Below are 13,580 nucleotides of genomic sequence, written 5' to 3'. Positions count from 1 at the left end.
CCTTCACCCCAAGGCAGTTGGAAATGCGCACAGGCATGGCGGCCCGGGGCGCGCTCTGGATGCTGGTGGCGTGCCGAACGAAGAGGAAGGGTGGCGGCCCCGTGGCTACACCGGGCCGGGGTGGGAACCGCCCAAGGTTCCCCCCTGGAGGGCTTCCCCCGGAGGTCGGACCCCGCCCATTTGACTCACTTCGCATCTCTTGCCATGGTTACGCCCCGTACTCACATGAATTCAGACAGTGATGGCCCGGGGTGTCGGTATGACGGTGGCTTTGTCCAAGACAGACGTGTTCGCCATCGTGGGCCTGGGGTGCCGGTTGCCCGGCGGGATCACGGATCTGGCCGGATTGTGGGAGGCGCTGGAAGCCGGGCGGGACTTGGTCGGGACGGTGCCGCAGGACCGGTTCGAGGCCGGACGGTTCGTCGATACGGCGATGGCGCGGCCCGGCAAGTCGTACACCGCCCGGGGCGGTTTCCTCCCCGACATCGCCGGGTTCGACGCGGCCTACTTCGGGATCTCGCCGCGGGAAGCGGCCCAAATGGACCCGCAGCACCGCCTGTTGCTGGAGACGACCGTCGAGGCACTGGACGACGCGGGGATCGACCCCGGCACGCTGACGGGCTCCGACACCTGCGTGTTCATCGGTGTCTCGGACTTCTCCTACGGCGGTCTGCAGATGATCAGGGCCCGGCAGATGAACGCCTACTCCATGGCCGGTGCCGCGCACGCGATCGCGGCGAACAGGCTTTCGCACTTCTTCGACCTGCGCGGGCCGAGCATGGCGATCGACACCGCCTGTTCCTCGTCGCTGGTCGCCGTGGAGCGTGCCTGCCGCGAACTGGCCTCGGGCGGCAGCCGCGTGGCACTGGCGGGCGGAGTCAACGTCCTGCTGAACCCGAGCGGATTCGTAGGGTTCAGCCAGGCGTCCATGCTCTCCAAGCGGGGCCGCTGCGCGGCGTTCTCGGCGGACGCCGACGGGTTCGTCAGGGCCGAGGGCGCGGGCGTGGTCGTACTGAAGCCCCTGGCCGACGCGGTGGCCGGCGGGGACCGGGTCCATGGCGTGATCGCCGCGGCCGGCAGCAACTGCGACGGGCGCACCGCCGGACTGGCACTGCCCAGCGCGCAGGCGCAGGAGGACTTGCTGCGACAGGTGTACGAGCGGGCCGGTATCGCCCCCGACGAGGTGGCGTACGTGGAGGCGCACGGCACGGGCACGCAGGCGGGAGACCCGGCCGAGTGCCTGGCACTGGGCCGGGCGTTGGGCGCCGCGCGGACCAGGGGTCCGCTGCCCATCGGGTCGGTGAAGTCCAACCTCGGGCACCTGGAGCCCGCCTCGGGCATGGCGGGGCTGTTCAAGGCCCTGGCAGTGCTGCGCCACGGCACGATCCCGGCCTCGCTCCACCTGGATCCGCTCAACGCGGACATCGACTTCGCCGGCCTTGGCCTGGATCCGGTCGGGCGGACGCGCCCCCTGGCGTCGGGTGAGGGCCGGTGCTTCGTGAGCGTCAACTCCTTCGGGTTCGGCGGCGCGAACGCCCATGTGGTCCTCGGCCGGCCGCCGACCGCCGCTCCTGGCCCCGACGCCGAGGAGCGGGGCGAGGTTCCGGTGATCGCTTCGGGGCGCACCCCGCAGGCGGCCGAGGAGGCGGCGCGGCGCCTGGCCGCACGGTTGACGGGCGCCACAGCACGGGAGTTCTACGACATCGCGGCCACCGCGGGTGTGCGACGGGCCAGGCACCGCCACCGTCGGGTGGCGCTCGCCTCGACGCCGCACGAGGCGGCGCGGCTCCTGTCCGGCGAGGCCGCGACGGGCGAGGCGGTGCGGCGCGGCGAGGTCTGCCTGGTCTTCGCGGGCAACGGCTCGCAGTGGGCCGGGATGGCGGCCGACCTCCTGGACGTCGACGCGGTGTTCCGCGCCGAGGTGGAGGCGGTCGACACCGAGCTGGCGCCCCGGCTCGGTTGGTCCGTCGCCGAGCAGCTGCGCCAGGCGGACGAATGGGGGCTGGCCGCCACGGAGGTGGCGCAGCCGCTGCTGTTCGCGGTGCAGGCCGGGATCACGGCGGTGCTGCGCGAGGGGGGTGTGCGGTGGGAACTCGCCCTCGGGCACAGCGTCGGCGAGGTGGCCGCCGCGTACGCCGTCGGCGCGCTGACGCTTCGCGAAGCGGCGTGGGTGGTCGCCGAGCGCGGCCGGGCCCAGGCGGCCACGGCCGGACGCGGCCGGATGGCCGCGGTGGGACTGTCGTCGTCCGAGGCAGAGGGGGTGGTGGAGGCGTACCCCGGCTTGGTCGTCGCGGCGGTGAACAGCGCCAGGGACGTGACGGTCGCCGGGCCGCAGGCGCGGCTGAAGTCGCTGGGGGAGGACCTGGCGGCCCGGGACGTGTTCTTCCGGCTCATGGACCTCGACTACGCCTTCCACAGCCCGGCCATGGAAGCGGCCCGCACACCGCTGGCCGCAGGCCTCGCCGGACTGGCCCCCACGGGAAGCACCGAGAAGCTCATCTCCACCGTGACCGGCGGACCCGTTCCCGCGACCGGTCTGGACGCCGACTACTGGTGGCGCAACGTGCGCGAACCGGTCCGGTTCGCCGACGCCGTCGACCACGCCATGGACACGGGCGTCGATGTCCTGCTGGAGGTCGGTCCCCATCCGGTCCTGCGCACGTATCTGCGACGGATCACCGGCGGACGCGAGCAGGTGGCCGTTCTCCCCACCTTGTGCCGTGATGTCGCCGGGCCGGTCGCGCTGCGCCGGTCGGCCGAGGCGCTGCTCGCCGCCGGGCCGGAGCTGGACCGGGCGCGTTGGTTCCCCCGTCCCGCGCGGGTGGCGGACCTTCCCGCGTACCCGTGGCAGCGGGAGCGGTACTGGAGCGGCGTCCCGCAGCAGTGGATCCGCAGCAGTGGGGCGGGACGGCTGGACCACGCGCTCCTGGGGGAGCGGTTGCCGACGGCGGAGCCCTCCTGGCAGGGAGCCGTCGAACCGGCCCTGGTGCCCTGGCTGATCGACCACAAGGTGGCCGGCTCCGTGGTGTTTCCCGCGGCCGGTTACGCCGAGATGGCTCTGTCCGCGGGCCGACGGGTGCTGGACGGCCCGGTGGAGCTGTCCTGGCTGGAGGTGAGCCGCCCACTGGTCGTCCCCTGGGACCGGGCCGGTGACGTGCGCGTACAACTGGCGTTCTCACCTGAGGACGGCATGGTCACCATCACCAGCACCGAGGCCGTCGACGGCGTCGAGGACGACGGCACACAGCCCCGCCCGCACGCCCGGTGCCGGGTACGTGAGCTGATCGGCCGACCGCCCGCGCGGATCGACCTGGCGGGGGTGCGGGCCCGCTGCACCCGCCGGGGTGACACCAACGCCCTCTATCCCGAACTGGCCGCGGGCGGGCTGGACTACGGGCCGGCGTTCCGGCAACTGGTGCGGCTGCACGCCGGGGACGGGGAGGCGCTGGCCGCCTACCGGCACACCACGGACACCGCCGACACCGCGCAGTACGTGGTGCATCCCGCGCTGCTGGACGGCGCGCTCCAGGCGTGTGTGCCGCTCGTGCTCGCCCGGACGGGCGGCGGCCAGGCGTGGCTTCCGGCCTCGATCGGGGGCGTACGCGTCTGGCGCGGCCCCTCGCCGACCGGCATGCTGCACGTCCGCGACCGCACGCGCGGCACCGCCGAACTCTGCTTCGACGTGACCGTCACCGACCCTGACGGCAGTGTCACCGCCGAACTGGACGGCGTACGCATGCGGCGCATGCCGACACCCACCGAGCGGGCGACGCAGCGGTACGAGACGGTGCTGCGCGCCGCCCCGCGGCCGCACCTGCCCTGCCCACCCTCACCGCTGCCGGGCAACCAGGACCTGGTGGGAGCCGTCGCGGCCACCGTCGACGGGGCACGGGCCGACGCGCGTTCCGTGCGCGCCGCGGAATTCTTCGACCGGCTGAAGCAGGCGACCGCCCATGTGGCCGCCACCGCGTTCGCGGATCTGCTCGGCGCGGGCGCGGGCGAGTTCTCCTGCGACGACCTGGTCCACCACGGCATGCTCCGGCAGCACGGCCGACTGGCGCGGGCCCTGCTCACCTTGATGTCCCGGCACGGTCTGGCCGCGCGGGGCGAGGACGGGCGGTGGCGGCTGACCGGGGCCCCGGCGCCCGGGCCTCTCCTGGCACGACTGCCGTTCGACTTCCCGGCCGCATCCGCCGAAGTTCAGCTGGCCGTACGCCAGTTGTCGCACATGCCGAAGGTACTGCGCGGCGAAGAGGACGCGCTGCACCTGCTCACCGGCCAGGGCTCACGGGAGGCTCTGGAGCAGTTCTACGACGTGGCGCCGACCTGCCGGCCCGCCAACAGGGTCCTGGCCGCGCTGGCGGCGCGGATCGCGGGGGAGTGGCCCGAGGACCGGCCCCTGCGCGTCCTGGAGGTCGGCGCGGGCACGGGCGGTGCCACCGCCGCACTGCTTCCCCTGCTGCCGCCGGAACGCACCGTCTACCACTTCACCGACGTATCCGCGGGCTTCTTCGCCCGCGCCCGCCATCGGTTCGGCGGCCACCCCTTCGTCGACTACCGGCCCCTCGACCTGAATACCGACCCGAGCCGACAGGGCTTCGCCGACGGCACCTACGACCTGGTCGTCGCGGCCAACTCCCTGCACACCACCGCCGATCCGCGGGCGACTCTGCGCCGGGTGCGTGCTCTGCTGGCACCCGGTGGCAGGCTGCTGGCCGCCGAGACGCACGACACCGACTATCTGTTGCCGTTCTTCGGCACGCTGGACAGCTTCTGGGGGCACGACGACCAAGCGCGGCCCGACACCCCCCTGTTGAGCCGCGACCAGTGGTGCGACGCGCTGCGTGCGGGGGGTTTCGGCGACATCGCCTGCCTCGGCGACATCACCGGAATGGACGAGGAACCCACTTCGGTGCTGATGGCCTCGTCGCCCGCGTACGAGACGGCTCGGCCCGCGCTGGTCGGGCCGGACGGAGCCATCCGCTGGATCGTGTCCACCGAGAGCGCGGCCGAGACGCCGCTCGCCGAGCAGTTGGCGGCACTGCTGACCGGCGACGGCACAGGGCCCGTGCCGCTGATGACGGCACCCGTCGACACAGCGCTCTGGACCGAATCCCTTACGGGTGACGGCAGTCCGGCCGTGGTGCTCGTGCTGGGCGAGGCTCCCACCGGCCCGCAAGCGATGCTCGATCAGGCCGTACGCCGTACGGCCGTGCTGCGCGCCCTGGCCACGGCCTGCCGGGACCTTCCCGACGGCGCCCGGCCCGCCCTGTGGCTGGTGACCCGGCCCAGCGGCGCGCTGCCCGCACCCGAGCGCGCCGACCATCCGCAGGACGCCGTCGCCTGGGGCGTGGCCCGCACCCTGGCCAACGAACACCCCGGACTGCGGGTGAACCGGCTGTCGCTGGAACGCCTCGGCGACCCGGCCGCCGACGCGTACCGGCTGGCCCAAGAACTCCTGGCGCCCCTCGCGTCACCCGGGGACACCGAAGACGCGCAGGGGCGCGAGGACGAGATCGTGCTCACCGCGGGCGGCCGCTTCGTGCCCCGGGAACGCACGGCCCCCTTCGGCGAGCACGTCGAGGCGAGCGGCGAGCATCCCTTCACCTTGGAGATCCGTGCGCCCGGACTGTCGTACGAGCCCGTCTGGACACAGAGCGTGCCCCTCACGCCGGGGCCCGGCGAGGTGGTGATCGCGGTGCGTGCCGCCGCGCTCAACTACCGCGACATCATGCTGGCGACCGGGCTGCTGCCGCCCGAGGAGACCGAGAGCACCGCAGGTGAGGTCGGACCCGGCCTGGAATGCGCCGGAATCGTCACGGCGGCGGGTGACGGCGTCGACGGCCTGAGCGTCGGGGACCGGGTGTGCGCGGCCGCCCCGGCCTGCCTGGCCTCGCACACGGTCGTTCCCGCCCCCTTGGTGGTGAAGCTCCCCGACCGTCTCGGATTCACGGAAGCCGCGACCCTGCCCGTGGCCTTCCTGACGGTCCATTACGCCCTGCACGACCTGGCACACCTGGTGGCCGGGGAGACCGTACTGGTGCACGGTGCCGCCGGCGGGGTGGGGCTGGCCGCCGTCCAGTACGCCCATCAGGTGGGCGCCACCGTCATCGCCACCGCGGGGACCCCGGCCAAACGCGATCTGCTGCACGCTCTGGGCGTCGCACACGTCCTGGACTCCCGCACCCTGGACTTCGCCGACCAGGCCCGGCGCATCACCGGTGGGCGCGGGGTCGACGTAGTGGTCAACTCGCTGGCCGGGCAGGCCATCGACCGGGGCCTGGAGACGCTCAGGCCGGGCGGCCGGTTCATCGAACTCGGCAAGCGCGACATCTACGCCAACAAACCGCTGCTCATGCGGCCCTTCAGCCGCAACATCGCCTTCTTCGGTGTCAACGTCACCACCCTGCTGTCCGACGGAGGCGACTCCGGGACCGGCGGTCGGCGTCTGCTGACCGAGGTGGCCGCACGGGTCGCGGACGGGCGGTACCGGCCGCTGCCGCACACGGTGTACCCGGCCGCCCGGGTCAAGGAGGCATTCGAGCTGCTACAGCACTCGCGGCACATCGGCAAGGTCGTGGTCGGGTTCGATCCGCAGGACGGCCCGGTGCCCGTCCGTATGCGGCCCGAGCCGCTCCGGCTCGACCCCGACGGCAGCTATCTGGTCACCGGCGGGCTGAGCGGGTTCGGCGCCGCCACCGCCCGTTGGCTCGCCGATCACGGCGCCCGTCACCTGGCCCTGGTCTCCCGGCGGGGCGCCGAAGCCCCTGAAGCGCCCGGGGTACTGGCCGACCTCGCCGCGCGGGGCGTGACGGCCACTCCGTACGCCGCCGACGTCACCGATGCCACCGCCATGGCCGATGTGATCAGCGGCATCGACGCGACCGGGCACCGGCTCGCGGGTGTCGTCCATGCGGCCATGACGCTGGACGACGGCCCGCTCGTCGAACTGACCGACGAACGCGTCCGTGCGGTGCTCGCCCCCAAGACGGCCGGGGCGGCGACCCTCGACGCCGTGACACACCAGCATGACCTGGACCTGTTCTGGCTGTACTCCTCCTTCACCACGACGTTGGGCAACATCACGCAGTCCGCGTATGTCGGCGGAAACCTGTTCACCGAAGCTCTGGCCCGGCAACGACGCGGCAGCAAGCCGACGCTCGCCGTCGCCTGGGGACCGATCGGGGACTGCGGCTATGTGGCACGCGAAGGCCTGGGCCCGGCCCTGGAGGCGCTGGGCGGCGCTCCGTGCGGCTCCCGCGAGGCACTGGACGCCCTGGAGACACTGACGGCGTCCGGCAGCGTCGTCGCCGGTATCGGCCGGTTCGACTGGGCCCGGGCGCGCACCTTCATGCCGGCCGTGGCCGCACCCCGTTTCGCGGCGCTGCTGCCCGCCGCCGGCGACCTCCGCGGCCACAGCCGCCAGGACCTCCTGGCCGCGCTGGCCGGACTCACCCCGGATGAGGCGCTGGAGACCGTCAACGGCACGCTCGCCGAGCTGCTGGCCCGCATCCTGCAGACCGACGCCGCCCGCCTCGACGCGCGGCTGCCGCTCCAGGACTACGGAGTCGACTCCCTGATGGCCGCCGAGCTGCTGACGACCCTGAAGCAGCACCTCGACGTCGAGATCCCGCCCCTGGAACTGCTCCAGGGCGGCATCACCCTCACCGACATCTCCCGCCACGTCCTGCTGCGCCTGGGCGCCCGCACCACCGACACCGCCAACGGCTGAAAGGGAGGAACCCCATGGTGACCTGTCAGGAACCACACGGCCCCGCGGCCGAGGCCGCCGAAGGCCTGCTCAGTTTCGGTCCGCTCGTCGGTGGTGTCACCGTCCCCGACGCCACCGACTGGGTCTACACGCTCCGCGCGAGTGCCCTGGTCGACGATCCCATCGGTGCCACCTGCTACCGCAACGCGCTCAACGCCGGGCGCATGACCCCCGACGCCCACCCCGGCACGGTCCTGGGCCGCTGCGCCCTCGCCGGCCCCGACCACATGGACGCGGCACTGCGCGCCGCCCGTCGGGCGGCCACCGAATGGGGCGGCAGCCCGCTCGCCCGGCGCGCCGCGCTGGCCGAAGCGTTCCGCGCCCGGCTGCACGACCACGCCGCCACGCTGACCGGCCTCCTCGTCGAGGAAGGGCACCCGGTCCGCATGGCCCGCATGGAGGTCGACAACCTCCTCACGTTCTTCGGTCCGCAGACCACCGAGTGGTGTCTGCGGCAGCTGGAGACCCGCCACAGTGTCGACGGCCGGACGGTGGTGATGCGCCGCGTACCGGACGGTGTGGTGTGCGTGCAGCCGCCGCAGAACACTCCGGCGCTGAGTGTCGGCGCGGCCTTCCAGTGCGTACTGGCGGGCAACGCGCTGGTGGTGCGGCTCTCCCGGCAGGCACCGATCGCCGCGATGCACCTGCTTGAGCAGGTGGGCGTGCCGGCGCTGGCCGAGGCCGGCGCCCCGCCCGGCGTCCTGTCGGCGCTGTGCACCGACCCCGCCCAGGCGCTGGACACCTGGCTGGCCAGTGAGCTGGTGGACGACGTGCTGTACTTCGGCGACTCCATCCGCGGCGAGCAGCTGGAGAAGGCCTGCCTGGCGGCGGGCAAGAAGCCGGTCCTGGAACTCGGCGGCAACGACATGGTGGTGGTGTGGCGGGACGCGCCGCTGGACCAGGCCGTCGAGACGCTGATGGAGTCCTTCCACGGCAGCGGCCAGATCTGCTGCGCTCCCAACATCGCACTCGTCCACCCCGATGTCGCCGACCCGCTCGCCGACCTGCTGACCGACCGGGTCCGGGCGCTGCGCCCCGGCTTTCCCGACGACCCGGACGTGGTGCTCGCCGCCTCGCCCAACACCGCCGGGTACGACGCCACGCTCGCCGACGCCCGGCGGGCGGGCGCCCGCGTGCTGACCGGGGGACGCCACCTGGACGTCCACGGCCGGGAGAGCGACATCGGCGTCTTCGCCGAGCCGGCGATCGTCCGGGCCGACGGACTCGCCCGGGCACGGGAACTGCGATCGGTGCGGCACGAGACGTTCTTCCCCGTGCTGACCCTGGCCGTCCCCGACCCGGCCGCCGACGCCGACCTCCTCACCGAGATTCTCTCGTTCGTCTCATCCAGTGCCTACGGCCTGCGCAACTCCCTTCTCGCACAAGCCCCCGAGGTCATCGACCGGTTTGTCCGGGACATCCGCTCCTGCGGCCAGCTGCGCGTCAACGACTCCCACCTCGCGGGCGTGCCGTACCTGTCCAACCACGGTGGCCCGGGGCTGAGCGGCGACCGGTACGGCGAGCTCAACTACCCGATGCTGCGCACCAGCCGTCTCCAGGGCGTGTCCGTGGCCAAGGCCCCGCCGCCTTCCCCGGCCACTGTCCCGTACGTCCCCGCGCAGCCCAGGCACCGGGTCGAGGCAGTCCGCGAGTACCCGCCCGGCTGGCCGCCCGCGGACCTGCCCGGTGGGCTGCCGGCGCCGTTCACCGAGGCCTTCCAGCACGATCCGTACCCCACCCTGCACTGGCTGCGCGAGCGCCGGCCGGTGAGCCGGATCGTGAGCCCGGACGGTCCGGGCTGGCTGCTGACCCGCTACCAGGACGTCCGGCAGGCCCACACCGACCCGCGGGTGACCTGCGACAGCACACGCGTCACCGCGGGCCGCATGTGGCTCCGGCACTGGCCGGACGAACTGCGCGAGCGGCTCTTCGTCCACCTGCTGGACAGCGACGACCCGCGCCACGCCGACCTGCGCGCGATCATGCGGCCCTTCTTCACGCCCGCCCGGCAGGAGCAGTGGCGCGCCCGGGTGCAGCGCCTCGTCGACACCCGGATCGACCAGATCGCCTGCCGGGGCCGCGCCGACCTCATGGCGACTGTCGCCTATCCCCTCGGCGGCAACGTCCTGTTCTCCGTCCTCGGCGCCGCTCCGCCCCACATGGACCATCTGCGGGCGATGATCTGGCGTACCGCCGAGTGGAACAACGACGTCCCCTACGTCGCGGCGCTCGCCCACGAGATCGACGCGTTCGTACGCAAGGCCGTCACCGAGAAGCGCCGCTCGCCGGGCGACGACCTGATCTCCCTGCTGGTGACGGCCTGCGACCAGGACGGCCTGCTCAGCGAGGACGAACTGCACGGCCAGGTCATGATGATGCTCGTGGCGGGCCAGGACCCCAGCATCAACAGCGTCGGCAACAGCCTGCACGCCCTGCTCACCCACCCCGGCCAACTCGCCGCGCTGCGCGAGGACCCCGCCCTGACGGCGACGGGCATCGGCGAACTGCTGCGCTTCGAAAGCCCGCTGCCGTTCACCAGCTGGCGCGGCACCCTCGAACCCGTCGAGTTCGGCGAGGTGACCGTCCCGGCGAACGAGTCCCTGTTCCTGTGTCTGGGCGCGGCCAACCGGGACCCCTCGCGCTTCCCCGACCCCGACCGCCTCGACCTGCACCGTCCCACCCAGGGGCATCTGGCCTTCGGCCACGGCGCCCACTACTGCCTGGGCGCTCACATCGGCCGGATGACGGCCGAGACGGCCGTCACCACCGTCCTGCGCCGACTGCCCGGCCTGCGCCTGGACGGCACACCGTGGTGGCGGCCCAGCATGTTCGAACGCGGTCTCAGCGTCCTGCCCGTCGCCTGGGACGCGGACGCGCCACAGAAGGGAACCTCCCGGTGAACCGGTCCGAGATCCTGGCGGAGGTGAAGGCACTGCTCGCCGAGTGCGGTGACGTCGACCCCGAACAGGTCGACGAACAGACCGCGTTCATCGCCGACCTGGCACTCGACTCGCTCGTCCTGGTGCGCATGACCGTCCTCGCCGAGGAACGCTTCGGCGTGCGCATCCCCGACGAGGCCGCGTGGGAACTGCACACGGTCGGCGCCGTGGTCAACCACGTCGAGGAGACACTGGCCGCGCGGATCGGAGCCGGCGGTGAGTGAGCTCGTCCGGTTCCTGCGCGAGAAGGTGTGGCTCCTGGGCGACACCCGCTGGTACGCGCGGGTGGACAGCGTCCGCGGTGAACTCGTCGAGGTGGAACGTCTGGGCCTCGCGCAACTCGACGCCCGCGCCCGCACGGTGGGGGCATGGCTGGCCGCCCGGACACCGCCGGGCGAACGGGTCATGCTGATGTATCCGGCGGGCCTGGAGTTCCTCACCGCCTTCCTCGGCTGCCTGTACTCGGGGCGGATCGCGGTCCCCGCCCCACTGCCGGACACCGACCGGCGAGCCCTCCACCGGGCCGAGAACATCATCCGCGACGCCGGCATCGGCCTGGTCCTCACCGACACCGCGCACCGGCCCGCACTCAGCTCCTGGCTCGCCGGCCTGACCACCGCGCCGCGACCCGAGTCCGTCGCGACCGACGCACTCGGCCCGCAAGGCCCGGACGCCTGGTCCCCCCTCGCCCAGGATCTCTCGGCGACCGCCTACATCCAGTACACCTCCGGGTCGACCAGCGAGCCGCGCGGTGTCGTCATCACCCACCGCAACCTCCTGCACAACCTGCTGTCGATCAGGGAGAAGATCCTCCCCGAAGAGGTCCTGGACGAGGTGCGCCACAGCCCGTCGGAGACCGGCGCCGGGTGGCTCCCGCACTACCACGACATGGGCCTGGTCGGCATGCTGCTCAGCCCGCTCGCCAACTACGGCAACCTCGTCTTCTCCTCCCCGGTCGCCTTCATCGCCCACCCGCTGCTGTGGCTCCAGATGATCAGCCGGTACCGGGCCTTCTACACCTTCGCCCCGAATTTCGGCTACGACTGGCTGCTCAGATCCCTCAGGAACAGCCGGCTCGCGGACCTGGACCCGGACCTGGCACTCGACTGCCTGCGGTTCGCGCTGAGCGGCGCCGAGCCGGTGCGCCCGGATGTGCTGGACGCGGTCGCCCGCCGCCTCGCACCCATCGGCTTCCGCCCGGACATCTGGGCACCCAGCTACGGACTGGCCGAGGCCACCCTCATGGTCACCGGAACGCGCTGCGGCAGCGGCCCGACCGTGCGGCGTTTCGCCCGCGACGCGCTGGAGTCCGGCCGCGCCGTGCCCGTCCCGGACGGTGCGGAGCTCGTCGGTTGCGGCCGCCCCGCCGGCGCCGACGTCCGCATCGTCGACTCCACCACCGCACGCCTGCTGGACGACGGCCACATCGGGGAGATCTGGGTGGGCGGTGACAGCGTCGCCGCCGGGTACCTCGGTGACCCCCGGGCGACCGCCGAGCACTTCGGCGCCACCACGGCCGACGGCGAGGGCCCCTTCCTGCGCACAGGCGACCTCGGCTTCCTGCTCGACGGGGAGTTGTACGTCACCGGCCGCGCCAAGGACCTGATCATCCTCAACGGCCGCAACGTCCACCCCCAGGACATCGAGCGCGTCAGCGAAACCACCGACCCCGCCACGGGCCCCTGCGCCGCCTTCGCCCTGCCCGACCCCTCCGGCACCGAGCGCGTGGTCCTGGTACAGGAGGTCCGCCCCCTGCACCTCAACGGCCGTACTCCCGCGGCCCTGGCGGACCTCATCAAGAAGCGCCTGGCCCAAGAGCTGCGGCTGGCCGCTCACGTGGTCATCGTCGGGCCGATGAGTGTGCCCCGGACCACCAGTGGGAAGGTCCAGCGCACACGCACCCGGGACGAACTGTGCTCCCGCGGCTTCACGCCGCTGCACTCCGACCTTCCCGCGCCGGGCTGAACGCCGCCGAAGCCGGCCGCCCGCGTCATCACACCGGGGTCGGCCCGCCCGCCCCGGTCGTACTCCGCGACGCGGTGACGACCCAGACGGATCCGGGGATCCGGACACCGTCGGCCGACTCGAACTCCCGGAGCGCCTCCCGTACTTCGGCACGCACGCTGGCCACGGTCGTGGGCTCGGCATCGCGCAGGTTGTGACGCGTCGAGCCCATCGCGAAGAGGAAGTCGGCGGCGTCGTCCGCGTCGGAGCCGAAGGTCATGGGGGCCACGGCGGAGGCCACGTCGGCCTCGGCGAAACCGGCGGCGGCCAGCACTTCGAGGATACGGGCCGGGTCGAGGAGCGACCCCATGCCGCGGGCCGCGGGGGAGGGCTCGCGCAGATGGGATGAGAGCGCGGCGGTCGCACGGGCGTAGGCGCTGTGCGGACCCTCCGGCTGCGGGCTGAGGAAGGCGAGTCGGCCGGCCGGCGCCAGCGCGTTCCTCAGGTGGGTGAAGGCCGCGACGAGGTCGGCGAAGAACATCACACCGCCACGGCTGAGAACGACGTCGAACCCGGCCTCGGGGAAGGGGTGCACCTGGGCGTCGCCCTGCTCGAAGGTGACGTTGCCCAGGCCCTCCGCGAGCGCGTCACGGCGGGCGCGCTCCAGCATCGGCACGGACAGGTCGATGCCGACGACGCAGCCGTCGTACGCCTGTTGCGCGGCAAGGCGCGTCGTGCGGCCGGTGCCGCAGCCGACGTCGAGGACCCGGTGGCCGGCCTTGATGCCCGCGGCGGCGAAAAGTGGTGCGTTGAACGCGTCCAGCATCGCGTTGTACCGCTCCGGATGGTCGGCCCAGTGGACGCCCTCCCAGCCGTTCCATGCCTCTGCTTGCTGCCGGTTTGCGATGGTGTGCATGGCTTGCCCT

At 72.9% G+C, this 13,580-nt stretch carries 5 protein-coding genes; 4 read left to right on the top strand and 1 reads right to left on the bottom strand.

All coding sequences use genetic code 11. From position 1 onward, the window contains the following. The first annotated feature begins 265 nt into the window (after positions 1–265). The 4 genes from ACOBQB_RS02175 to ACOBQB_RS02160 are packed head-to-tail and all read left to right on the top strand — an operon-like array spanning position 266 to position 12,675. The gene (locus ACOBQB_RS02175) at positions 266–7,732 is read left to right on the top strand and encodes an SDR family NAD(P)-dependent oxidoreductase (RefSeq protein ID WP_423590341.1); all 7,467 of its coding nucleotides are present in this window, start codon (positions 266–268) and stop codon (positions 7,730–7,732) included. Between the two features lie 14 nt (positions 7,733–7,746). After that, complete coding sequence (locus ACOBQB_RS02170) at positions 7,747–10,671, top strand: aldehyde dehydrogenase family protein (protein ID WP_423588321.1); 2,925 nt, start codon at positions 7,747–7,749, stop codon at positions 10,669–10,671. Next, positions 10,668–10,934, top strand: a complete 267-nt coding sequence (locus ACOBQB_RS02165; protein ID WP_423588320.1) for an acyl carrier protein — start codon at positions 10,668–10,670, stop codon at positions 10,932–10,934. The genes ACOBQB_RS02170 and ACOBQB_RS02165 overlap by 4 nt, the downstream gene beginning before the upstream one ends. After that, positions 10,927–12,675 (top strand): fatty acyl-AMP ligase, encoded by a 1,749-nt coding sequence (locus ACOBQB_RS02160; protein ID WP_423588319.1) that lies wholly within the window; start codon positions 10,927–10,929, stop codon positions 12,673–12,675. Before ACOBQB_RS02165 ends, ACOBQB_RS02160 begins: the two co-directional genes overlap by 8 nt. Before the next feature lie 28 nt (positions 12,676–12,703). On the opposite strand, the gene ACOBQB_RS02155 is transcribed toward ACOBQB_RS02160, so the two are convergent. Next, positions 12,704–13,570 (bottom strand): class I SAM-dependent methyltransferase, encoded by an 867-nt coding sequence (locus ACOBQB_RS02155; RefSeq protein ID WP_423588317.1) that lies wholly within the window; start codon positions 13,568–13,570, stop codon positions 12,704–12,706. Positions 13,571–13,580: the final 10 nt, after the last annotated feature.

It is taken from the genome of Streptomyces sp. G5(2025) (assembly GCF_049542075.1).
Taxonomy (GTDB): domain Bacteria; phylum Actinomycetota; class Actinomycetes; order Streptomycetales; family Streptomycetaceae; genus Streptomyces.
The sequence above is the reverse complement of the archived record's forward strand: the minus strand, read 5'-3'. Positions and strand labels throughout refer to the sequence as shown.

Bases quoted from the DNA above. Each gene is read 5' to 3' on its own strand.
- ACOBQB_RS02170 (WP_423588321.1), top strand. From the start codon at position 7,747: ATGGTGACCTGTCAGGAACCACACGGCCCCGCGGCCGAGGCCGCCGAA.
- ACOBQB_RS02155 (WP_423588317.1), bottom strand. From the start codon at position 13,570: ATGCACACCATCGCAAACCGGCAGCAAGCAGAGGCATGGAACGGCTGG.